The 22140-nt window shown below is 66.8% G+C and carries 23 protein-coding genes and 1 pseudogene; 17 read left to right on the top strand and 7 right to left on the bottom strand.

Annotation, left to right across the window (positions count from 1 at the left end; translation table 11 throughout):
• Window positions 1-5: 5 nt before the first annotated feature.
• Window positions 6-635: pseudogene (locus ACQPW1_RS13210) on the bottom strand (toxin glutamine deamidase domain-containing protein); the annotation flags it as partial.
• Here ACQPW1_RS13210 and ACQPW1_RS13215 point away from each other — a divergent pair.
• Window positions 519-845 carry a hypothetical protein gene (locus ACQPW1_RS13215; protein WP_433663006.1) on the top strand — a complete coding sequence of 109 codons (327 nt, stop codon included), beginning with the start codon at window positions 519-521 and terminating at the stop codon, window positions 843-845. The pseudogene ACQPW1_RS13210 and the gene ACQPW1_RS13215 sit on opposite strands and share 117 nt — an antisense overlap.
• A gap of 794 nt (window positions 846-1639) precedes the next feature.
• Here ACQPW1_RS13215 and ACQPW1_RS13220 read toward each other — a convergent pair.
• Window positions 1640-1870: a hypothetical protein gene (locus ACQPW1_RS13220; protein WP_433663007.1), complete on the bottom strand. Its 231-nt coding sequence runs from the start codon at window positions 1868-1870 to the stop codon at window positions 1640-1642.
• An 809-nt stretch (window positions 1871-2679) separates the two neighbouring features.
• Here ACQPW1_RS13220 and ACQPW1_RS13225 point away from each other — a divergent pair.
• The 4 genes from ACQPW1_RS13225 (at window position 2680) to ACQPW1_RS13240 (ending at window position 4841) form a co-directional block, all read left to right on the top strand.
• Complete coding sequence (locus ACQPW1_RS13225; protein WP_433663008.1) at window positions 2680-2814, top strand: hypothetical protein; 135 nt, start codon at window positions 2680-2682, stop codon at window positions 2812-2814.
• Between the two features lie 315 nt (window positions 2815-3129).
• Window positions 3130-3255: a hypothetical protein gene (locus ACQPW1_RS13230; protein ID WP_433663009.1), complete on the top strand. Its 126-nt coding sequence runs from the start codon at window positions 3130-3132 to the stop codon at window positions 3253-3255.
• Between the two features lie 186 nt (window positions 3256-3441).
• The gene (locus tag ACQPW1_RS13235) at window positions 3442-3633 is read left to right on the top strand and encodes a hypothetical protein (protein WP_433663010.1); all 192 of its coding nucleotides are present in this window, start codon (window positions 3442-3444) and stop codon (window positions 3631-3633) included.
• A 122-nt stretch (window positions 3634-3755) separates the two neighbouring features.
• Window positions 3756-4841, top strand: coding sequence for a hypothetical protein (locus ACQPW1_RS13240; protein ID WP_433663011.1), 1086 nt, complete (start codon window positions 3756-3758; stop codon window positions 4839-4841).
• Here the strand turns inward: ACQPW1_RS13240 and ACQPW1_RS13245 are convergent.
• Window positions 4802-5116 (bottom strand): WXG100 family type VII secretion target, encoded by a 315-nt coding sequence (locus ACQPW1_RS13245; protein WP_433663012.1) that lies wholly within the window; start codon window positions 5114-5116, stop codon window positions 4802-4804. The genes ACQPW1_RS13240 and ACQPW1_RS13245 overlap by 40 nt on opposite strands.
• Complete coding sequence (locus ACQPW1_RS13250) at window positions 5113-5622, bottom strand: YbaB/EbfC family nucleoid-associated protein (RefSeq protein WP_433663013.1); 510 nt, start codon at window positions 5620-5622, stop codon at window positions 5113-5115. Before ACQPW1_RS13250 ends, ACQPW1_RS13245 begins: the two co-directional genes overlap by 4 nt.
• Window positions 5623-5893: 271 nt before the next feature.
• Here ACQPW1_RS13250 and hrcA point away from each other — a divergent pair, with 271 nt between their 5' ends.
• The 3 genes from hrcA (at window position 5894) to ACQPW1_RS13265 (ending at window position 8962) form a co-directional block, all read left to right on the top strand.
• Window positions 5894-6925, top strand: a complete 1032-nt coding sequence (hrcA, locus tag ACQPW1_RS13255) for a heat-inducible transcriptional repressor HrcA (protein WP_357382850.1) — start codon at window positions 5894-5896, stop codon at window positions 6923-6925.
• A gap of 141 nt (window positions 6926-7066) precedes the next feature.
• A complete protein-coding gene (dnaJ, locus tag ACQPW1_RS13260; protein WP_433663014.1) occupies window positions 7067-8218 on the top strand; it encodes a molecular chaperone DnaJ in 1152 nt (383 codons plus the stop codon).
• Window positions 8219-8962, top strand: a complete 744-nt coding sequence (locus tag ACQPW1_RS13265; protein WP_433663015.1) for a 16S rRNA (uracil(1498)-N(3))-methyltransferase — start codon at window positions 8219-8221, stop codon at window positions 8960-8962.
• A 100-nt stretch (window positions 8963-9062) separates the two neighbouring features.
• On the opposite strand, the gene ACQPW1_RS13270 is transcribed toward ACQPW1_RS13265, so the two are convergent.
• Window positions 9063-10298, bottom strand: coding sequence for an MFS transporter (locus ACQPW1_RS13270; protein ID WP_433663016.1), 1236 nt, complete (start codon window positions 10296-10298; stop codon window positions 9063-9065).
• A 148-nt stretch (window positions 10299-10446) separates the two neighbouring features.
• Between ACQPW1_RS13270 and ACQPW1_RS13275 the strand changes: the two genes are divergently transcribed.
• From ACQPW1_RS13275 to era, 6 genes are all read left to right on the top strand, one after another.
• Entirely contained in the window at window positions 10447-11382 is a 936-nt protein-coding gene (locus ACQPW1_RS13275; RefSeq protein WP_433663017.1) for a LysR family transcriptional regulator, read from the top strand.
• Between the two features lie 129 nt (window positions 11383-11511).
• Complete coding sequence (locus tag ACQPW1_RS13280; protein WP_433665221.1) at window positions 11512-12603, top strand: PhoH family protein; 1092 nt, start codon at window positions 11512-11514, stop codon at window positions 12601-12603.
• 74 nt (window positions 12604-12677) lie between these two features.
• Complete coding sequence (gene ybeY, locus ACQPW1_RS13285) at window positions 12678-13232, top strand: rRNA maturation RNase YbeY (RefSeq protein ID WP_040732959.1); 555 nt, start codon at window positions 12678-12680, stop codon at window positions 13230-13232.
• Complete coding sequence (locus ACQPW1_RS13290) at window positions 13229-14587, top strand: hemolysin family protein (RefSeq protein ID WP_433663018.1); 1359 nt, start codon at window positions 13229-13231, stop codon at window positions 14585-14587. Before ybeY ends, ACQPW1_RS13290 begins: the two co-directional genes overlap by 4 nt.
• On the top strand, window positions 14584-14964 hold the full coding sequence (locus tag ACQPW1_RS13295; protein ID WP_433663019.1) for a cytidine deaminase: 381 nt from the start codon (window positions 14584-14586) through the stop codon (window positions 14962-14964). The genes ACQPW1_RS13290 and ACQPW1_RS13295 overlap by 4 nt, the downstream gene beginning before the upstream one ends.
• On the top strand, window positions 14957-15862 hold the full coding sequence (gene era, locus ACQPW1_RS13300; RefSeq protein WP_433663020.1) for a GTPase Era: 906 nt from the start codon (window positions 14957-14959) through the stop codon (window positions 15860-15862). The genes ACQPW1_RS13295 and era overlap by 8 nt, the downstream gene beginning before the upstream one ends.
• 196 nt (window positions 15863-16058) lie before the next feature.
• Here the strand turns inward: era and ACQPW1_RS13305 are convergent, their stop codons facing one another.
• Complete coding sequence (locus tag ACQPW1_RS13305) at window positions 16059-17513, bottom strand: NF041680 family putative transposase (RefSeq protein ID WP_433658095.1); 1455 nt, start codon at window positions 17511-17513, stop codon at window positions 16059-16061.
• Window positions 17514-18062: 549 nt separating this feature from the next.
• Here ACQPW1_RS13305 and ACQPW1_RS13310 point away from each other — a divergent pair.
• The gene (locus ACQPW1_RS13310) at window positions 18063-18896 is read left to right on the top strand and encodes an IS5 family transposase (protein WP_433665222.1); all 834 of its coding nucleotides are present in this window, start codon (window positions 18063-18065) and stop codon (window positions 18894-18896) included.
• On the opposite strand, the gene ACQPW1_RS13315 is transcribed toward ACQPW1_RS13310, so the two are convergent.
• A complete protein-coding gene (locus ACQPW1_RS13315; protein WP_433663021.1) occupies window positions 18883-19527 on the bottom strand; it encodes a hypothetical protein in 645 nt (214 codons plus the stop codon). The two genes, ACQPW1_RS13310 and ACQPW1_RS13315, sit on opposite strands and share 14 nt — an antisense overlap.
• 182 nt (window positions 19528-19709) lie before the next feature.
• Here ACQPW1_RS13315 and ACQPW1_RS13320 point away from each other — a divergent pair, with 182 nt between their 5' ends.
• Window positions 19710-20603, top strand: a complete 894-nt coding sequence (locus ACQPW1_RS13320; protein ID WP_433665223.1) for a DUF7373 family lipoprotein — start codon at window positions 19710-19712, stop codon at window positions 20601-20603.
• A 5-nt stretch (window positions 20604-20608) separates the two neighbouring features.
• On the top strand, window positions 20609-22132 hold the full coding sequence (locus tag ACQPW1_RS13325) for a serine/threonine-protein kinase (RefSeq protein ID WP_433663022.1): 1524 nt from the start codon (window positions 20609-20611) through the stop codon (window positions 22130-22132).
• Window positions 22133-22140 lie beyond the last annotated feature (8 nt).

Raw genomic sequence — 22140 nt, forward strand, 5'->3', positions numbered from 1 at the left:
TGCGGATCCCACCAGACGGGCCCGGTCGCGCCGAGCGGATACACGATGACGGTCGCGTGACTGCCGCTCGAGATCGGGTTTCCGTTCGAGTCGTACTGGAATACGTTGTTGGCGTCGCGGGCGTGCCACGAATTGACGACGAGTGCTGCAGAGCCTGGGCCCAACTGGTCGATCCAGTCGTGGACGGCATCGAACTGTTCGGGTAGGGACAGGCCTTGATTCCGGTAGCTCGACATCCAGCTGCCGAGCCAATTGGCCGCGCGTTCCAGCCCTCCGTCCTCGCCACTGTTCTGGTCGATGGTCCCGTCGGAAAGGAGATCCGGCCATCTCGGCAGGGCGACCTGCGGGCGACCGAAGAATGACGACAGTGCTGCCAGGGCGTTGTCGAGACAGTTGTTGCGGCGTCCCGAAACGGTTGTCCCACCGTCATTGATCAGCCGGCCGTAGGGGTGGGTTCGGGGGTCAGCACCTCGGGTGAAGCGGTCACCGTCTCGCAGCGAGTCCTCGACCGCCTCTTGGTGTTCCGCGTATTCCAGATCGTCGAGCCGGTGGTGGTCGATGACCCGTGTGTCGGGAAGGTTTGTGAAGGAAGTTGGGGTGTTCGCTTCGGCGATATTGTTGCTGATCTGGCGCAGGTCGGTCGGGCTGAGGCTCGGGTTGGTGCCGGATTGGGTTGGGGGCAGCCCGATTTGTTGGCGGATGTTGTCGATGAGGGTGTCGGGGTGGGCGTGGACGGACCAGTTGTTGAGGTTGCCGGGGGCCTGGGTGGCGGTTACTTGGAGGTGGGCGGTGGAGGGGTCGGTGGTGAAGACGATGTCGACGAGGAGGCGGTCGCCGTTGAGTAGGCGGGGGGCCGTGTTGAAGGCTCGGTCGGTTGCTGTTTGGGCTGTCTGTATGAGGTTTTGGATGTCCAGGGGTGAGGTGTATTGGCCTGGGGCGAGGTGTACTCGGAGGGTGAGCACGCTTACCGCTTGGTTGGGGAAGCGGCGGATGTCGAAGGCCGGTCGGTTGGTGGCGAGGGGGTTGCCGTTGGGGGTTACCTGGGTGACCCGGCCTGCCTCGGGTGTTTGGTGTCGGAAGAACTCGCGGGCCGCGCGGGCTTGATCGGCTTGGCGGGTCGCCGGGTTCGGACGGTGGGCAGGTGTTTGGGGCGGCTGGGGTGGGCGGCGGTTGGGGGTCGCGTCGCGACCGGGGTGGCGTTGCGGCGGAAGGGATTCCGGGGCGCGAGCGATGAAGTTATCGATGACCGGGCGGGGTTGGTCCGGTCGGTTTCTGGGGTTCGCGTCTGGATCGCGGTGGGTCGGTGTGTCGCCCGGTTGGGGTGTGGGGGTGGGGTTGGCCTGGCGGGGCCACCAGTCGGGTAGGCGTGACTGTTGCTGGTGGAAGGTGGGGTCGAGGTGGCTGTAGCCCGGGGGGAGCGACGAGACGCTGGGCGTGGCTTGGTGGGGGGTCGCCGGGGCTGTATTGCGGGGCGGCGTATGCGTCGGTGTTGGTGAATCTGGTTGCGTCGACGTCGAAGTGGCCGGCGCGAGGGTGTGGTCCGCAGCCAGTGGAGCGGGGTTCGTGTGCGTCGGTGTCGCCGAGTGTGGTTGTGCGGGAGTGGAAGTCTCGGGTGTCGCGCGGGTGGGTGGGGCGGGGTCTACGAGGCGATCACGCCGCTCTGGGGCCAGGTTCTCTCGCGTTGGGCTCGAATCGCGATCCGGCCCGCTGTGGCGCGGAAGATCCCGTCCTCCGGTTGGTTCGTCCGGACGGTGTTGGTCGTCTTGTCGATGATCAGGGTGCGATCGAGGTTGTCCCTCGTCGGCCCGAACCGGTACTCCATCTCGGTCGGGTCGTTCCTGATCTGGTTGTAGTAGATCAGTAGTGCCATCTTCTGTTCCTCGGAGTGCGTCGTCGCGAGGATGAGCCGTGTCATCGGGGTGCGTGGGGTCTTGTGGACTTTGGTCGCCGGGGTTGGTTTCTTCGGTGTGTGGGTCGGGTGAGCGGTCCGTACCCGCGCGGTCCGATTGAAGGCTGTCGAGCTGTGTTTGCGCTGGTCCTTCATGCTGCGTCGGATTTGGCGGGGGTGTGCCGGATTCTGTTGGCGCAGTGAGGGGTTGCGCAGGCGTGGGTCGATCGGTCGGCAACGGCCGAGGTGTCGAGGAGAGCGATGCGGGGGCAGTGCGGTCCGGCGTGGGCTGAGTCGGGCTGGCTGGTGCGGGGTGAGCCTGCTCGGGCATGGATGGTGCGGGGTTGGTGGGTGCCGGCCGGGTCGGGTCAATGGTGGACCGCGTTGGGTCGGCCGCGGATTGCGCCGGGCTCGGGGGAGTGGGTCGCGAGTCGACGGTGGGTTGTGTGGGGCTGACTGGTGCGGGGCGCGCTTGGTCGCCCGTGGTGTGTGTGGGTCCGACAGGTGCGGAGGTGCCGGCTTGCGGGACGCCACGAGTGGCGGGCGCCGGGCTGGCCGGTGTTTGCTGAGCCGACGGTGTTTGATGTGCCGGGCTGGCGGGTGTCTGTTGCGCCGGACTGGCCGGTGTTTGGTGTGCCGGGCCGGCGGGCGTCTGTTGTGCCGGGCTAGCCGGTGTCTGTTGTGCCGGAGTGGCGGGCGTCTGTTGTGCCGGGTTGACCGGTGCCGGGCTGGCCGTTGTCTGCTGGACGGGGCTGCCTGAGTCGAACGCCGGAGTCGTTGGGCGGTGCGTGGTGTCTGCGGTCGGAGCGACCGATGTGGTCGGCGTGGCGGGCGCGGGCGTGGTGCCGATGGGCGGCGCCGTCGCGGTTGCGGTGCTGGTTGTGGTGGATTCGGGAGTTGTTGTGGCCGTGGAGTTTGCGTTCTGATTTTGCGTTGATCCGACCGGAGCCGACGGTGGCAGCGTACTGGTCGACGGCGCGGCTTGGCTTGGCTGGGAATCGACTCGGTCCGGAGTGGTGTGCTGTGTCGGCGGTGTCGGATTCGCGGCGTTGTCGGCTTGGACCGGGGTCGCGGGCTGACTGTCGCGCGTACTCGGCGCCGCAGCGGTCGAATCCTGCGGTGCGCTCGGGTGATTCGGCTGCCCGGCAGCCGTGCTGGGCACCTGGGTCGTATCCGCAGGCCTCGGGGTCCCGGCCGGGTTCTGGTGGTTGGGGTCGGCATTTGCGGCATCGTTGGGACGCGTGACCGATTCTGTTCCGGTGCTGTTCGGTACGGACGTGCTCGTACTCGGTTGGCCGACGGCGCTATCGGTCGGCGCGCTGGTTGGCGCCGGATTGCTCGCGTCGGTGCCGAGGTTCTGCGGCTGAGGGCTGTTCGAAGCGGGGGTGTCGGGGTGATTCGGTGCCGAGGGGGCGCTGGTCTCGGTGCTGTTTGCTGTCGACGGGCTCGAATCCTGTTGGCTGACAGTGCTGTCGGTCGGCGCACTGGTAGGCGCGGGATTGCTTACCTCGGTAGCGAGGTTCGTGGCCGGATTCTGCGACTGAGGGGTGTCGTTGTGGCTCGGCGCTGAGGGAGCGTCGGTCGCAGTATCGCTCGGCTGCGATGGGCTCGAATTCGGTTGCCCGACAGTGCTGTCGGTCGGCGCGCTGGTGTTACTGGGAGCAGTCGCCTCGGTGCCGACATTGGTGGCGGCGGGGCTCTGCGACTGGGGATTGGTCGAGGCAGGACTGGTGGTGTCGGCCTGACTCGGTGTCGAGAGACTCTTCGCCTCAGTATTGCTCGGCTGAGTGGTGGTGTCCGGCGTTGGCGCCGTGGGGTTTTGCGTCTGAGCGGGTGTGGTGTTCTCGTTGCTCGGCGCGGGGGTGCCATGCTCCGTATCGCTCGGGTTGGCTTGTGTGTCCGGGTTATTGGCTGCCGTCTCGGTGCCGTCGAGTTGCGGAGTGTTCGGCGGCGCAGGCGGGTTATTACCCAGATCGTCGATGTTCGGCGCATCGGTATCGCTGTGATGGTTACTCACGGAGTGGATGCCCGCGGGGACGCCCTGGGCAGCCGAGGACGTAATGCTGTCGAGGGTGAGGTTGAAGCGCTGATCGGTGAGAGCGGCAGCGGTTGCGGCACCGGCGATTTCGCCCGCGATACCGGTCGTGGCTTCAGACGTTGCCGCAACGGTGGCGCGGCCGATGCGCGTCGCCGCGACGTCGGCGGCACCGGACAGACCGGTGCCGAGCCCCGCACCCACCGCGCCGCCCGCGGCCCCTGCGGCGGCCGAGACGCCCGCGTCTTTCCAATCCTTGGCGGTGATTTCGTCGCGGTGGCCGATCCCCACTTGCAGGATCTTGGTGCCTATTTCCAGGCCACCTTCTTCGATCGCCTCGTAGATGGCGCCGTGCAACGCGGCCCGAGCGGCAGCTTTGGCCGCGGCGCGGGTCAGCATGCGGGCGATCAGTTGTTTGATCGCAATCCGAATGGTGACCTGGGTGGCTACCCGCAGGGCGACGGCGCCCGCGGCACTGATTCCGGTCCACGCGGTCGCCAGCAATGGCGCCATCTCGATCGCGAAGATGACCATCGTGCCGATGATGACGAGTTTGGTTTGCTCGATATCGGCTGCGCCGTCACCGATTTGGTCGGCGAGACTGTCCAGATACTTGATCAGACCGGTCCAGGAGCCCTTCTCCCCGGTCATCTGATCCCAGTACGCGGCGATCGCGTCGTGGGTTTGGCCATCGATGGCGGCCAGCGCCTGCGCGACTACGTGTCCGGCGTCATCGTCGAGCTCGTTGAGCGCCGAAGACATCGCCGTCCACGCATCGGACACGCGCCACATCGCGGTCTCGTCGCCCTCGGGCCAATCACCGGCCCCGACAATCCATTTGGCGACCCACTGCAGGGACTCCGGGATTTCGATACCCATCAGGGTTGGATCTGGTTGAGCTTGGCGGCGTTGGCTTGATCGCGGTTCTGCAGCGTATTAGCCGTCGTGACCATGCGGTCGCCCAGATTGTTCATGGCTTTGCTGAGACCGTCGACGCCCTTCAATGCTTTCGGCACGCTCGGCGTGTAGTTCTTGGCGAAGCTCCGGCCGATCTGATCGGAACCCCAGCACTCGCCTTCGGCATCGATCACCCGCTGCAAGTTCTTGGCGGCGGCAGCGATTCGGTCCGAGACATCGGTGAATCCGGAACGGGTGGCTCGCAACGCATCTGGGTCTGCCCGAAAGTCGGTCATGGGCGGTCCTGCAGATACGAGCGGTTGCGGTAGTACTCGTCCTCGGTTTCGTCATCGGGCGGTAGAGGTGCCGCCTCCGGGGTGGGCGGTTCCGGGAACATCGTTCGAACCAGGTCGCGGATGCTGGGCGCGCCGGGAACGAGATCGGAGAGGTCGGGCAGCCCCGCGGTCACGTCCTCCATCGGCGCGATCGCCTGCTGAGTTGCGTCCACGGCTTGCCGAGCGGCGGCCTGCACGGCCTCGGTGATGGAACGGCCGAGCTTCTCGGGGCTGGAGCGTTTGAATGCTTCCGGCTCGACATGGACCTCCACCGGAACGCCCGCCGCGTTGCTCACCACACGAATCAGGTTGTCCGAGGACCATGCCGTCACCGTGGTCGACGCCAGCGTGGATTGCGCCTCGGCCAGGTCCCTGCGCTGCTGTTCGAACGTCTCCAGCAGCGAATCGACTTGGCCACGCAGCTCGTCGTTGCGCACTCGCGCTGCCTCACGGCGCTCATCATCCACCGGCCTGCCCCCCTGTTTCGAGATTCGATCCGTTATCTACTACCGACGCAGTAAGTCGGCGATCGGTTCCACCGAGTTCCGAAATTCCATCACCGGCCGCCAACTCGAAGCAACCCGACGAGGACCCAGCCCCCGCCCAGTGTGCAAGCAGGGCGATTCGGGTACAGGCAATTAGACTGATTGAGCAGACGGACCGGGATTCGCATGGTGTTGTGCGATGAGGGTTCGCCGGTGGCGGCGTTCCCGACGACGAAGCGAGGAGGTGGGGCGGATGTCCAGCACCGAGGACAGGCGCTTCGAGGTCCTGCGCGCGATCGTCGCTGACTATGTCGCGACCAAGGAGCCGATCGGGTCGAAGAGCCTGGTGGAGCGGCACAATCTGGGTGTTTCCAGTGCGACCGTGCGCAACGATATGGCGGTGTTGGAGGCGGAGGGGTACATCACGCAACCGCACACCAGCTCCGGGCGCATTCCCACGGACAAGGGATACCGGCAGTTCGTGGATCGGATCGCCGAGGTGAAGCCGCTGTCGGGGGCGGAGCGGCGAGCGATCATGGAATTCCTGGAGTCGGGGGTCGATCTCGACGACGTGTTGCGCCGCGGTGTGCGCCTGCTGGCCCAGCTGACCAGGCAGGTCGCGGTTGTGCAGTACCCGTCGGTGTCCGCGTCGACGGTGCGGCACATCGAGGTGGTCGCGTTGAATCCCGCGCGGCTGCTGCTGGTGGTGATCACCGACACAGGCCGGGTCGATCAGCGGTTGGTCGAGCTCGGCGCGCTGATCGACGACGAGGATCTGGCCGCCCTGCGCGGCATGCTCGGCGGTGCGATGGACGGCAAGCGGCTGGCGCACGCTTCGGCGGCGGTGGCGGAGCTACCCGAGCGGGCGCCGCTGCGCCTGCGCGATGTGCTGATCCGGGTGTCGACGGTGTTGGTCGAGACGCTGGTGGAGCATCCGGAGGAACGACTCGTCCTCGGCGGCACCGCGAATCTGACCCGCAACGCGGCCGATTTCGGGTTCCCCGGTTCGCTGCGTGACGTGCTGGAGGCCCTGGAAGAGCAGGTGATCGTGCTCAAGCTGCTGGCCGCCGCGCAACAGCCCGGCACCGTGACCGTGCGCATCGGCGAGGAGACCCAGGTCGAGCAGATGCGCGGCACCTCGGTGGTGTCGACCGGCTACGGCACATCCGGCGCGATCCTCGGCGGCATGGGTGTGCTCGGCCCCACCCGGATGGACTATCCGGGAACCATCGCCTCGGTCGCGGCCGTTGCCCGGTACATCGGCGAGGTCCTCGCCGAACGCTGACGGCTCCGATGCCGCTGATACCCTCGTACTTCCGGCCGGATAAAGTTGAGTGCATCCGACTAATGCTGGCCATCAGCATGCGGTTGGAACGGTGAAGCACCGTCGGCACTGTCGAGAACGACCAAGGACTAGAGAACTCAAGTGGCACGGGACTACTACGGACTGCTCGGCGTCGCGAAGAACGCGACCGACCAGGAGATCAAGCGCGCCTACCGCAAGTTGGCGCGGGAGCTCCATCCCGACATCAACCCGGATGAGATTGCGCAGGCCAAGTTCAAGGAAGTGTCTGCCGCTTACGAGGTGTTGTCGGATCCGGAGAAGCGGCGCATCGTCGACCTCGGCGGCGACCCGCTCGAGTCCGGTGGCGGTGGCGGCGGTTTCTCGGGCGCCGGTTTCGGCGGACTCGGTGACGTGTTCGAGGCGTTCTTCGGCGGCATGAGCTCCTCGGGCGGCGCGCGCAAGCCGCGCGGACGGGTGCAGCCCGGCGCGGACTCGCTGCTGCGGACCCGGCTCAGCCTGGCCGAATGCGCGGTCGGCGTGACCAAGCATCTGACCGTGGACACCGCGATCCTGTGCGACGTGTGCACGGGTGCGGGCACCAACGGCAAATCCAAGCCGGTGCGCTGCGAAACCTGCGGCGGCGCAGGCGAAGTGCAATCCGTGCAGCGTTCCTTCCTCGGTCAGGTACTGACCTCGCGTCCCTGCCCGACCTGCCGCGGCGCCGGTGAGACCATCCCCGATCCCTGCCACAAGTGCGGTGGCGACGGCCGGGTGCGCGCGCGTCGCGAGATCGCCGCGCCGATCCCCGCCGGTGTCGCGAACGGCATGCGGGTGCGGCTCGCCGCGCAAGGCGAGGTCGGCCCGGGCGGCGGGCACGCCGGTGACCTGTACGTGGAGATCGTCGAGCAGCCGCACGACGTGTTCGTCCGCGACGGCGACGACCTGCACTGCACCATCCGCGTCCCGATGGTCGACGCCACGCTGGGCACCACCGTGGTGATCGACACCATCCTGGACGGCCCCACCGAACTCACCATCGCGCCGGGCACCCAGCCGGGCGAGGTCTCGGTGCTGCGCGGTCACGGCATGCCGCGGCTGCGTTCCGGCGCGCGCGGCGACCTGCTCGCGCACCTGGACATCGTGATCCCCGCCAAGCTGGACGGCAAGCAGACTGAGCTGCTGCGCAAGTACAAGGGCATGCGCCCGAGCGAACGCGCCGAGGTCATGTCTACCCAGTCCGAGCACAACAGTGGCCTGTTCGCCAGGCTGCGGGCCTCGTTCAGCGGGCGCTAATTGGCCGCGACGGTCTTCTACCTCGACGAGGTGCCCGAACCGGGCGCCATCGCCGTGCTCGACGGCCCGGAGGGCAGGCACGCGGCAACGGTGCGCCGCATCCGGGTCGGCGAGCCGATCACGTTGTCGGACGGGCGCGGTGTGCTCGCCGAATCGGAAGTCGTTGCGGCGCAACGGGACCGGCTGGATTTGCGAGTTCTGAATCGTACTGTGGCGCAACCTGTTTCGCCGCGCGTGACGGTCGTGCAAGCCCTGCCGAAATCGGATCGCTCCGAGCTGGCCGTCGAGCTGATGACCGAGGCGGGCGCCGACGCCATCGTCCCGTGGCAGGCCGCCCGCTGCATCGCGAACTGGGAAGGCAAGGCGGGCAAGGCCGTTGACAAGTGGCGTGCCGCCGCCCGCTCGGCCGCCCGTCAATCCCGCCGCCCCTACATCCCCGAGGTAGCGGACCTGCACCGCACCCGCGACCTGCTTGATCTGATTCGAAAAGCCAAGGCGGACGGCGCGATCGTCGCGGCGCTGCACGAATCCGGCACGGGGCGCTTCACCGAACTGCCGTTCGCTGGCGTGCCCGAAGTCGTGCTGATCGTCGGCCCCGAGGGTGGGCTCGACGGTTCCGAACTGGCCTCGCTCGCCGAGGCCGGTGCCGACAGCGTCCTCCTCGGCCCCACGGTGCTTCGCACCTCGACCGCGGCGGCCGTTGCCCTGGGCGCGCTCGGCGCCCTGACGCCCCGCTGGTCCTAACAGCCGCACACGTTCTGATTCCGCGCACCCCGAATCGCCGCCCTGACACGCGTGCGTATGTCAGAAGGTGTGCGGGTGTGGCAAGCGAGTCTTCGGGCGCCTAGCTGCTCGGCAACGGCTCCGCACGGAAGGACCGGGTCTCGGCGCGAAACGCCAAGGTGGACACCAGGATCAAGGCCACCACCAACAGGGCTGCAACACAGACGACGAGTCCCATCCAGCCGTGCTGGGTGTACGCGATACCCGCCGCGCCGCCGACAACCCCGCTGCCCACATAGAACGAGAACAGGTACAGCGACGAAGCGGCGCCACGATTGCCCGACGCCAGCACACCGACCCAAGCACTCGCCACCGTGTGCGCACCGAAAAACCCTGCGGTGCAAAGAGACATGCCGAGGATGAGCGTCACCAGGTTGTCCGGGATGGTCAACGCCAACCCGACGCCCATGAGCACCACCGTGCCTGCCAGCACACGATGACGGCCGACACGATCGGCAAGCCGACCGGCCACTGTCGCGACCGCAGTACCCGCGAGATAGAGCAGAAACACCAAACCCGCTACCGCATCAGGCAATTCGAACGGCGGCTGAGTAAGCCGATAGCCGAGGAAGTTGTAGAGCGAGACAAAGGTACCGACCAGCACCAACGCCAGTCCGAACAACGCGAGCAGCCCACGGTTCCGCAACTGAACAGCGAGATCGCCCAGCACAGTGCGGATTCCGGCAGGCCGCGCGACGAAACCACGCGACGGCGGCAGACTGCGAACGAACCACACGGTGCACACCGCCGCCGCCACCGAGATGGTCGCCTCGGCCCAACGCCACGACCCGAGCCCGAGGGTGAACGCCGGAATCACCCGCCCGGCCAACCCGCCCATGCTGGTGCCCGCGATGTAAACACCCATCGCGGCCCCGAGCCCTACGGTGCCGATCTCTTCCGCGAGATAGGCCATCGCCACGGCAGGCACCCCGGCCAAGGTGAGCCCTTGCAACGCCCGCCCGGTCAGCAGCACCTCCAGCGACGGACTGAACGGCAGCAGCAGCCCGATCACCGCCGAACTGACCGCGGAAATCGTCATCACCCGCGTCCGACCGATCCGCGACGACAGCGCACTCACCGGAATGATCGCCAACGCGAGAAACGCGGTGGTCAGCGAAACCGCAAGCGCCGCATGGGCGGGCGTCGCCCCGAACGCTTCGGACAGGCTCGGCAGCAACGCCTGCGCGCTGTACATGGTCGCGAAGGTGGCCAATCCCGCCGCGAACAGCGCGGTGGTGATCCGGCGCTCGTGCGACGTGCGGCCCCCGGCGGCAGACCGGGTCTTCGTCGAGGTCATGGCCCTCAGCATCACCGGCCACCCCTTCCGAAGGGAAATGCATAATGATGGTGGAGTTCATGCACTGAGCGCATATAGGGAGGGCAGTCGATGCCGCTCCGAGCTGCGCTGTGACACGTGTCACCAGGCCTGAGGAGGTGGGCACCCCATGCTGAGTGAAGACCTCGAATGGTTCACCACGCTCGCCGAACTGGAACGAGTCGGCGCGGCCGCCGAACGCCTGCACATCGCTCAGCCGACCCTGTCCCGGATGCTCGGCAGGCTGGAGCGCAGGCTCGGCGTCGAGCTGTTCGACCGCCGCGGCAAACGCATCGTCCTCAACGAGTTCGGCCGTATCTATTACGAACATGCCCGCCGCGCGCATGCCGAACTCGACACCGCGGCCAAGTCCATCGCCGATCTGAACAGTCCCGCCAACGGTGTTGTGCGCCTGTCCTTTCTGCATTCCTTCGGCGGCTGGCTCGTTCCGCAACTGGTCGGTGAATTCCGCCGCCGTTCGGCCAGAATCACTTTCGCCCTGCGCCAGGGCCCCGCCGAAATGGTGGCCACCGATGTGCTCGACGGGACATCGGATCTGGGTATCGTCTCGCCGCGCCCGACCATGCCGGGCATCGGCTGGCGCGGCCTGCTGCGGCAGCGGCTCGCGCTGGCTGTGCCGGTCGATCACCGGCTCGCCAACCGCAGGCAGGTGCGCCTCGACGAAGTCGCTGAGGAGGACTTCATCGCCATGCATCCGGGCTTCGGGATGCGCCGCATCGTCGACGATCTGTGCGCCGCCGCCGACCTGCGCCCGCGCATCGCCTTCGAGGCCAGCGACCTGATCACCGTTGCTGGGCTGGTCGCCGCAGGTCTGGGCGTCGGCGTGCTGCCGGAGGAGGACATCGGCCCGGCGAGCGCCCCGCGAGTGGCGGGTGTGAAGGCGGACGTGCGGCTGGCCGGGCCGGTGCTGATCCCGCTCGCGGACGCGGGCGCCACCCGGGAGGTCGGGTTGGTCTGGTCCGCGTCGACGTCCGCTCCGGGGGCGGCGCGACGGTTTCGTGATTTCACCGAGGATTGGGCGCAGCGGCGCCGGGGAATCCCCTGATCATCCGGTCCCTCCGTTAGCGGCTTATTCACTGGGCGGTGTCGGTGGGGCGCGTTAAACTTTCATCAACACAGCAGCACGTCGAGACCGGAAAGCAGGCTATAGCCACTTTTGAGAACACAAGGCGAGATCGGCGATCCGACAACCTCCGCAGCAGGTACCACCGCTGACGACAACACCTCGGGTCCCGCAGCACGCACCGTGCGTTCAAGTATCGAACTCGCTCCCGAATCCGTGTTCCCGTTTCTCGGTTCGGCCGACCAGAACCTGCGTGAACTCGAAGAGTTGCTCGACGCGGACATTCACGTCCGCGGCAATTCCGTCACCCTCACCGGCAAGGCGGCCGACGTCGCCCTCGCCGAGCGAGTGATCGAACAGCTCGTCGCGCTCACCGGCCGGAACCGAGTGGTGACCCCGGAAGCGGTGCGGCACACCGTTTCGATGCTCACGGAGGGCTCCTCCGAGTCCCCGGCCGAGGTGCTCAGCCTGGACATCCTGTCCCGGCGCGGCAAGACCGTCCGGCCCAAGACGCTGAACCAGAAACGCTACGTCGACGCGATCGACGCCAACACCATCGTGTTCGGCATCGGCCCCGCAGGCACCGGCAAGACGTATCTGGCGATGGCCAAGGCCGTGCAGGCCTTGCAGACCAAGCAGGTCACCCGGATCATCCTCACCCGCCCCGCGGTGGAGGCCGGCGAGCGGCTCGGCTTCCTGCCGGGCACGCTCAACGAGAAGATCGACCCGTATCTGCGCCCGCTCTACGACGCACTGCACGACATGATGGATCCGGAAGCCATTCCGAAGTTGATGGCGGCCGGTGTCATCGAGGTCGCGCCGCTGGCGTACATGCGTGGTCGCACGCTGAACGACTCGTTCATCGTGCTCGACGAGGCACAGAACACCACGGCCGAGCAGATGAAGATGTTCCTCACCCGGCTCGGGTTCGGTTCGAAGATCGTGGTGACCGGTGACGTCAGCCAGGTCGATCTGCCGACCGGAGCGCGCTCCGGTTTGCGGGCGGCGAGCGAGATCCTCACCGATATCGACGACATCCACTTCTCGTACCTGACCAGCAGCGACGTAGTCCGGCATCGACTGGTCGCCGACATCGTCGACGCCTACGATCGGGCCGAGTCGGAGCGGGCGCCGCAGGTCGGTGCGCACTATCCGGGCAACCGGGCGCAGCGTCGTGCCGCGAGTCGAGGCGATCGACACTGAGTTGCGCACAATGTCGGTCATTCGGTCGACACCCAACGGCGTTGGGTGTCGACCTGCGGCATTAGGCTGACCGGGTGAGTATCGAGATCGCCAACGAGTCGGGTATCGACGTGCCCGAAGAAGATCTGGTCAGTGTCGCGCGCTTCGTGATCACCCGGATGGATGTGCACCCCGCCGCGGAACTGTCGATGGTGCTCGTCGATCTCGACACCATGGCCGACCTGCACATGCGCTGGATGGACCTACCCGGCCCGACCGACGTCATGTCCTTCCCGATGGACGAACTCGAGCCGGGCGGCCGCCCCGACAGCCCCGAACCCGGCCCGTCCATGCTCGGCGACATCGTGCTGTGCCCCGAGTTCGCCGCGGGCCAGGCCCGCAAGGCCGGTCACTCACTCGACCACGAACTCGCGCTGCTCACCGTGCACGGCGTGCTCCACCTGCTCGGCTACGACCATGCCGAGCCGGAGGAGGAGAAGGAGATGTTCGCGCTGCAGGCCACCCTGCTCGAAGAGTGGTACGAGAGCCTGCGCGAGGCACAGCGGCGGGCCGAGCTCGCCGCCCGAGACGCCAGGTTGCTGGGGAAGGCGGGCTTCACCACACCTGGTGACGCACTAGGACCCGCGTGAATTCGCTGACCCTGATCCTGTCCGCCGTCCTGCTGGTCCCGGTGGGTGGACTGTTCGCGGGCGTCGATTCGGCGTTGAACACGATCTCGCAGGCCCGCGTCGACGATCTGGTGCGGGCCGACCGGCCCGGCGCGGTGCGGCTGAGCAAGATCGTCGGGGACCGCGCCCGCTACGTGAATCTCATGGTGCTGCTGCGCATTCTGTGCGAGATCGGCGCCACCGTGCTGCTGGCCGCGGCACTGATCTCGGTCTGGGAAGACGACTGGGCGCTGTTGGTCACCGCCGTCGTCATGGTGCTGGTGTCCTACGTGGTGATCGGGGTCGGCCCGCGAACCCTGGGTCGCCAGCACGCGTATTCGATCGCGTTGGCCGCCGCGCTGCCGCTGCAATTCATCGGCGCGCTGCTCGGCCCGTTGTCCCGACTGCTCATCCTGCTCGGTAACGCGATCACACCCGGTAAGGGTTTCCGCAACGGCCCGTTCGCGTCCGAGATCGAGTTGCGCGAAGTGGTCGAGATGGCCAGCGAGCGCGGCGTGGTGGCCGACGAGGAACGCCGAATGATCCAGTCCGTCTTCGAACTCGGCGATACCGCCGCCCGCGCGGTGATGGTGCCGCGTACCGAGATGGTCTGGATCGAAGCGGATAAGACTGCGGCACAGGCGATGTCGCTCGCGGTGCGATCGGGGCACTCACGCATACCGGTGGTCGGCGAGAACGTCGACGACATCCTCGGCGTGGTGTACCTGAAAGACCTTGTGCCCTATGCGGAACGGGGCCGCAAGGTGCTGGTGCGCGAAGTGATGCGCCCCGCCGTGTTCATGCCCGACTCCAAACCCCTGGACAGCCTGCTCGACGAGATGCAGCGCAGGCGCAACCACATGGCGCTGCTGGTCGACGAATACGGCGGCATCGCCGGGCTGGTCACCATCGAGGACGTGCTCGAGGAGATCGTCGGCGAGATCGCCGACGAATACGACACCGACGAGACGCCCCCCATCGAAGACCTCGGCGACGGCCGCTACCGCGTATCGGCGCGACTTCCAGTCGAAGACCTCGGCGAGCTGTACGGGCTCGACATCGAGGAGGAGGACGTCGACACGGTCGGCGGGCTGATGGCGCACGAGCTCGGCCGAGTGCCGCTGCCCGGGTCAAAGGTCGTGGTGCACGGGCTGATGCTGCGTGGCGAGGGCGGCGCGGACGCGCGCGGGCGGGTGCGGGTGCACACCGTGGTGGTGCGCAAGGTGACAGACAAAGCGCAGAACGCCGACGGCGAGAAGTCGAACGGCAAGCGCAAAGGCAATGGCGCGGATCGGGAGACCCCGACCGGTCGACACGAGGACGGAGACACCGAATGACCGAATTGGATCCCGAGGACAACAAACTGCTGGTGCTGGCGCGCGGGGCGATGGGCCGCGCGGGCGGTGCCAGCGGTGCCGCGGTGCGCGACACCGACGGCCGCACCTACGCGGCGGGCGAGGTGACCCTGACGGCGCTGCGGCTGACCGCGCTGCAGGCCTCGGTCGCGGCCGCGATCTCCAGTGGTGCAGAGGGATTCGAGGCGGCCGTGGTGGTCGGCGGACGGTTGTCCGACTTCGGGGTCGCGGCGGTGCGTGAGGTGTCGCCGGCGGCCAGGATCATCTTCACCGACCGGGACGGTGCGGTATTCGAGATCGTCGACGACTCGCAGCTCGCCGTCGACGCGGACTCGGTCAGCGAGGTGCGCGGTGGCTGACGGCGAATTCCGTTCCGGTTTCGTCTGTTTCGTCGGCCGGCCGAACACCGGCAAGTCGACGCTGACCAATGCCCTTGTCGGTCAGAAGATCGCGATCACCTCCTCGCGTCCGCAGACCACCAGGCACACCATTCGCGGTATCGTGCACCGCGAGCACACCCAGCTCATTCTGGTCGATACCCCCGGCCTGCACCGCCCCCGCACCTTGCTCGGCCAGCGGCTGAACGACCTTGTGCGCGATACGTATTCGGAAGTCGACGTGATCACGCTGTGCATCCCCGCCGACGAGAAGATCGGTCCCGGCGACAAGTGGATCGTGCAGCAGATCAAGCAGATGGCGCCGAAGACCACCCTGCTCGGTGTGGTCACCAAGATCGACAAGGTGAGCCGGGATCAGATCGGTGAGCAACTGCTCGCCCTCTCGAAACTGCTCGGGCCCGACTGCGACGTGGTTCCGGTGTCCGCGGTCAAGGGTGAGCAGATCGAGGTGCTCATCGATGTCATCGCGTCGAAAATGCCTGAGGGGCCTGCGTTCTACCCCGATGGGGAGCTCACGGACGAGCCGGAGGAGACCCTCATGGCCGAGCTCATTCGGGAGGCGGCACTCGAAGGTGTTCGCGATGAACTTCCGCACTCGCTGGCCGTGGTGATCGAGGAGATCCTGCCGTACGAGCAGAACGAGGAGATGCTCGACGTGCACGCCATTCTGTATGTCGAACGGCCCAGCCAGAAGTCGATCGTCATCGGTAAGGGTGGGGCGCGCCTCAAAGAGGTCGGTACCAACGCCCGCCACCAAATCGAACACATCCTCGGTACGCGCATCTACCTCAATTTGCACGTGAAGGTCGCCAAGGATTGGCAGCGGGATCCGAAACAGTTGGGCAAGTTGGGGTTCTAGGGGGCGAACGACTACTCGTCGTCCGACGGGGTAATCAGCTGATGGAACACAATGCCGCCCTTCGACACCATCGGTTCGGCCGTCGCTGTGGCATGGTCGACGGATACGAACAACCGCCGCGGCGCAATCGGCTGTGTAATGGATGCCAGATGGACCGGGCGGCCATCCATTCCAGCACAACCTCTCAGCTTGTGATTTAACCTGCCCGCCTCGGCTTGGTGCCCTTCTTGTGGTGGGTGGGGCGGGTGTGCGCCTGGCCGGTAGCCAGGATGAGTCCGACGTCGTGACGGGTGGCGCGCTGGCGGTTTTTCGAGCCCGTGGGGCGTCCTGGACCGGGCTGGGTGAGTTTCGGTGCAGCCGTGGGAGATCCGGTCTTCGTGCGGATGTAGCGAAACCCGCGCCGCACTCTTGCTGGTGTAAGTCTTTGTGGCTCAGCGGGTTTCTCCCACGGGCGTCGTAGGTCTTCGGCGAGTGGCCGGGTCAGCCGTAGCTGGGTGTAGGCCACCAAGGTCAACCAGGTCCATCGGTCGGCTGCTTGCGGGTCGCGCAACTGCGGGCGGGTCCATCCGAGGGTTTGTTTCCACATGCGGAATGTGTGCTCGATATCGAAGCGGCGCAAGAACATTCGCCAGCATCGGTCCACATCGTCGGCGGTGGCCTCGACCCCGGACCACCACAGCCACACCGGTTTGTTCACCCCGCCGCTGGGCAGATGCTCGACCCGTAGCCGGATCACGGTGCCTTCGATGATCGGCAGTTCGCCCTCGTGAGTACTCCAGGCCGAGCGGCGGGTCAGCATCGGATGAACACGATCCCACGCCTGGACGGCCGCGGTTCCGTAGAGGCGGGTGTCGGTGCTGGTCACGACGTCCTCACCGCCCCAGGTGCTGGGATCTTTGAACACGAACTCAGCCCCGTGTTTGGGCGGGCGTCCGCCGGCCGGGTTGTGTCGGTGTTCTCCGGCCGCGCGGCGCAGCACCCGGTCTGAGCGCATGCGGGCCAGGATCTGCACCGGCAGATCACGCAGCAGGTAGGCGATGCGCGGGGCGTCGTAGCCGGCGTCGAGCACGAACAGCATGCGCGGGTCCTCCTCGCGCCACTGACCGGCGGCGATAAGCCGCTGCGCGAGGTCGCGGATCTGGGCGGTGGTCACCGCGGCGAGGTCGGCGCCGGGTGCCAATCGCTGCGCATCCAGCGGCGCGGTCCATGAGGTGCGGCCGGTTTCGAGGGCAGCGATGATCGAGTACGGCCAGCCGGGGATCATCTGATGCTCGTTGCGGCCACGTCCGTAGGTGTGGCAGAAAGACCGATCCGGGCACGTCGCGCCATCCGGACGCAACCATGGTGAGACGTCGACGGCCATCACCAGGCGCCCACCGGCCGCCCTCGGCAACCGCACACCGGCCAAAGCCGTTCGGAGACGTTCGATTTCGACCTTGCCGTGGTTCACCGCGTCGTAGAGGGCACCGTGTCCGCGGCGGTGTTCGGGCGCGAGGGACAACCCGACCAGCGACCGGACCGGCCCGTCGGTGCACAGCACCGCCTCGCACAGCTCGAACAACGCATCCGCCCGCGCGGTCAGGCAGTCATAAAAGCCCTGCCGGAACGCTACAAGTTCCCCGAGCGCGCTGCCGCGCCCGCCATCGGTCATACTGATCAATGCAGCCCTTGTCTGAAGTTCCTTGTGTCGCAACAGGAATCATCAGCCAAGGGCTGCTTGCATGATCAACCGGGGTCACACCACCGGCTCGCACTGGTTAAATCACAAGCTCAGCCAGATCCTTTCCAGCGAGGGGAGAACGCCAAGTGGTGCCAGATCGTCCGGAAGTGTGACCCCGGACATGCTCAGCGACCGGAGCCGGGGTAGCGCGGCGGTCAGCGCGGGCAGCCTGTCGATGAGATCGCAGTCGGTTAGCGTCAGACGTTCTAGGTGCGGCGCTCTGCCGGCTGCGGCGAGTGCTGCGGGTGCGCCCTCGCCACTAAGTGAGCGTCCGGGAACTCTCGCCAGCGGCGGCTGGTGGTGGGTTGCCCTTGGATGCGCCCACGCCGGGGGCCGGGATGCTGGATCGATGAATGTGGTTGCGGGTGAATGATATTCGGGTCGGCGTGGCGTAGCCCGAACATGAAGAACTCCTGGTAGATCAACGGTTGTCGAGACCAAGTTCCACCAGGAGTTCGTGTGCCAGTATTGCCGAGTTGTCTGTGTTCGTCATGCCCGGCCCACGGCAAGTCGCCGACGCCGTGTCCGGCGTATCCATCTTCGTGCAGCGACGAGCAGTGGGTGCTGCTCGAACCGCTGTTACCCGCGCCGGGCAACACCGCGGGTAAGGGTGGGCGCGGTGAGAAACATCCCCGCCGCCTGGTGCTCGACGCGATCTTCTACCTGGTGCGTGGCGGCATCGCCTGGCGAGCGTTGCCCACCGACTTCCCGCCCCCGACGACGGTCTACGACATCTTCTGTCGCTGGACCAAAGCCGGCGTGTGGCAACGAATTACCGATGTGTTGCGTGACCGGATCCGAGTCCGCGCGGGCCGGCGGCCCATCCCGACGGCGGCGATCATCGACTCCCAGTCGGTGCGCGGGGCCGACACCGTGCCCACCGGTTCACGCGGATGGGACAACGGCAAAAAGGTCGGCGGACGCAAACGTCATATCGCCACCGACACCATGGGCCTGCTACTGGGGGTCGTGGTCACCGCCGCCAGCACCCAGGACCGCGACGGCGCGGTCCCGCTACTGGCCGAGCTACGGGAGCGGTTCTCCACCATCGCACTGACCTGGGCGGATTCCGGCTACAGGGGCAGGTTGGTGGCCTGGGCGCACCAGGTCCTGGACCTGGCCGTGACGATCGCCAAACGCACCGATCCCGGCTTCGTCATACTGCCGCGCCGCTGGGTCGTGGAACGAACACTGGCCTGGATCAGCAAACACCGCCGCTGCGTCCGTGACTACGAAACCCGACCCGAGCACCACGAAGCCATGGTCTACATCGCCACCATCATGACCATGTCACGCCGACTCACCCGAGCATGACCGAAGTTCCCGGACGCTCACTAAGACTTAGGACAGTCAGCCCGTGATCCACGAGGCAGGTCAGGTTGTATTCCACGGGAACCGGCTCGAGGCTGAGTGATCGCAGCTGTACCGGGAGCGATGCTGCGGCCAACTGGGGCAGCGATCTCCATCCCACTAGCTGAAGGCGGCGCAGGCCGGTGCACGTTGCCAGCGCGTCCAGGCCGTTGAGCACTGCCTGATGGTCATTCGTGGCTAGAACTAGCTCGCGGAGGTGGCTGAGTTCACACGACGCGGCAAGCACCCCCAGATCGTTGACTCCGGTCAGCCGGAACAACGAGAGCAGGGGTGCCGCAGGTAGTCCGTCGGCTGCCAGCGTGCCGATGCTCGATGGGAATTCGACGATCAGGGATCGAAGGTTGCCGAGCCGAATGATGGGCTTCCACTGGCGCGGACGAAACAGCCAGAGATCGAGGCCGGGCTGTGCCGGAAAGTTGGCGAGTACTTCATCGGCATATTCGGTCGGATCGTAGTAATCCCACGTGTTGATCAGCTCCTGCTGTATCTCTTGTCGCCTGTCCTTGGCGTAGCTACCCAGCAATCGCAATGAGGCCGGTCCACCAATGAGCGCCGCCGTCCGTACCGTCGTCATCGCGCTCGAGTCGGGTATGTCGTCGAGATTCCTCGGCAGGTATCGCAGCAGCGGCTCGCCGACTGCAACGAGCGAAGTGGCCTCGTCGAAGTGATGATCGATCCCATCGAGGCGGATCCGGCCTTGACGTTCAATGTCCGTGGCGGATTCGCTCCGCTGCCGACGTCGGCCAAGGCGACCCGATTTCTCGCGAAGCCGGTTCGGTCAGCGGTACCGACGTCGAGCAGGACGAGAAGCGCCCGGTGGTCGGCCGGTCGCGCGTGCTGACCGTGCTGGTGCTGCGCTTTCCCGACGCCGCCGCGGCACAGCAGGCGGCGCGGGAGATCGATGCGGTCGATGCCGCGGTGAGCCCGGACAATGTGGCGGTCGCAATCCCGAATCATGCCGCCGCGCTGGGGCATTGGCGGCCGAACGTGCCGACGCTGGCCGCGACTATCGCGTACGAATCCTTCGTGGTGACGCTGCTGATCGGGCACACGACGCCTGATCTCGGTGCAATGACCGGGGTGGCGCGCAAGGCATTCGACGCTCAGATGCCGCGGTTGCGCGAGTTTTCCGCCACGCCGCGCGACAAGCTCGCGACCCTGCCGTTGGACCGCGATCGCCTGCTCGCCAGGATGCTGCCGGAGGTGCCTGGCCGATGGCCATATCCCGTGGTGATCACGCGCGCGTACGAGAAGAACGCGGGTTGGCATGCGGCGATCGACATGTCCGGCGTGGTGTTGGGGCCCCGGGGTGCCCGGCTGTACCGCGGACGCAAGCAGGATCCACCCGCCGAACTCTATGCACTCACCATTTCCAATGGCCTCCTGCAGTTTTCGGACGCGACCGCCGCCCGTCGAGCCTTTATGGATACGAGCATCACTGATGACCCGGTGCTGCGGCCTGCCGCGGGACCGGCCGGTGTCCCGGATGCCCGGTGCTTCGAACAACTGGACGTGCCATCGCAATACCCCATCCGGTTCATCTGTGAGATTCTGTACGGTCGCTACACCGCGACGGTGCACGGCCACGACATCAAAGACGCCCATCAGCAGGCGACCGCGCAGCTCGGGCTGCTGGTGGGCAGCGAGTAGGACAGATGGCTGAAAGTCTGTTGCCGGGCACAGTTTTCGCCGGTTACCTGATCGAGCGGAAGCTGGGCAGCGGTGGCATGGGCGCGGTGTATCTGGCTCGCCATCCCCGGTTGCCGCGCCGCGACGCATTGAAGGTGCTCTCGCAGGCGCACAGCGCGGACGCCGAGTTCCGGGCTCGGTTCCTGCGCGAGGCGGAGCTGGCGGCGCGGCTCGATCATCCCAATATCGTTGCGGTACAGGACCGCGGGGTCGAGTACGGCCGTCCGTGGATTGCCATGCAGTTCGTCGACGGCGTCGATGCCGCCGAGCTCATCCGTCGCGGCGCGGCGGAGCTGCCGCCCACCCGGGTGCTGCACATCATCACCGAGGCGGCGCACGGCCTGGACGAGGCGCACCGGGCCGGGATGCTGCATCGCGACGTCAAACCGGCGAACATCCTGCTGGAGCGTCGACCGGCGGGACCGGAACGTGTCCTGGTCGCCGACTTCGGAATTGGCAGGGCCGCAGCGGAAACCACCAAACTCACCGAGACCGGAACGGTGCTGGCGACGTTGGCCTATGCCGCGCCCGAACAGCTCGCCGGACAGGTCGTCGACCATCGGGCGGATATCTACGCGCTGGGCTGCACGCTCTACGAACTGCTCACCGGCAGCAAGCCGTTTCCGCGAGCCAACCCGCTCGCCGTGATGCAGGCGCACCTCCAGGATCCGCCGCCGCGACCGACCATGATGAATCCTGCTCTGCCGCAGGCGATCGATGCCGTGGTCGCGCAGGCCATGGCGAAGCGGCCGGAGGATCGGTACGGCTCCTGCGGTGCGCTGGCGGACGCGGCGCTGGCCGCCTTCGGCGTCACGGAACAGCCCACACTCGACGTCCGGGCTCCAGCGGGGAAGGCACGCAGACGCCGGACCGGGTTCGTCATCGTCGCAGCTCTGGCGCTCGCCTTGGCCGCTGCCGCGAGTGCTGTTGCACTGACGAGGAATTCGGGTGATACCCCGGTGGCGCCGAGCACATCCACACCGGTAGGTGGCCCGACCGTGGTGCCGCCGAGGTCTCCGGTCGCGGCGCCACCATCCTGGGGCAGCCACAACTACATGGTCCGGGCGTTGCCCGAGCTGCTCCCAAAGACGCCTGCGGACAGCGGCTATCAAGGCATCCGGTGCGTCGCGATCGGCAAGGACAAGCTGCCGATCGATGTGAACCAGCAGGCGGGCGAGACGACCACCCTGTCGTGCAACGGGGATCGCAATCCGGTGGCGCTGCTGCAGGTCGAGTGCAATGTCAACCGCACGCTCAGCAAGATCGGGCCGTACCACGATCTGGCCCCCGGCGGGGACGAGCGATGGGAACGCCCCACCGGCAGCGGCCGGGTGATCTGGCAGGACACCCGCGACCCGGCCGGTCAACCGGCGGGCGCGGTGCAGATCGGCTTCGACGGCGGCGAGCGAGGTTACTGTCAGCTGCGGGTATTCGGTGGTACGTCGGGCCGAGATCTTGTCGACCGATGGTGGCGGGACGCACCGCTCTAGCCCGGCAG

This window comes from Nocardia sp. CA-128927, from assembly GCF_050955855.1.
Lineage (GTDB): Bacteria > Actinomycetota > Actinomycetes > Mycobacteriales > Mycobacteriaceae > Nocardia.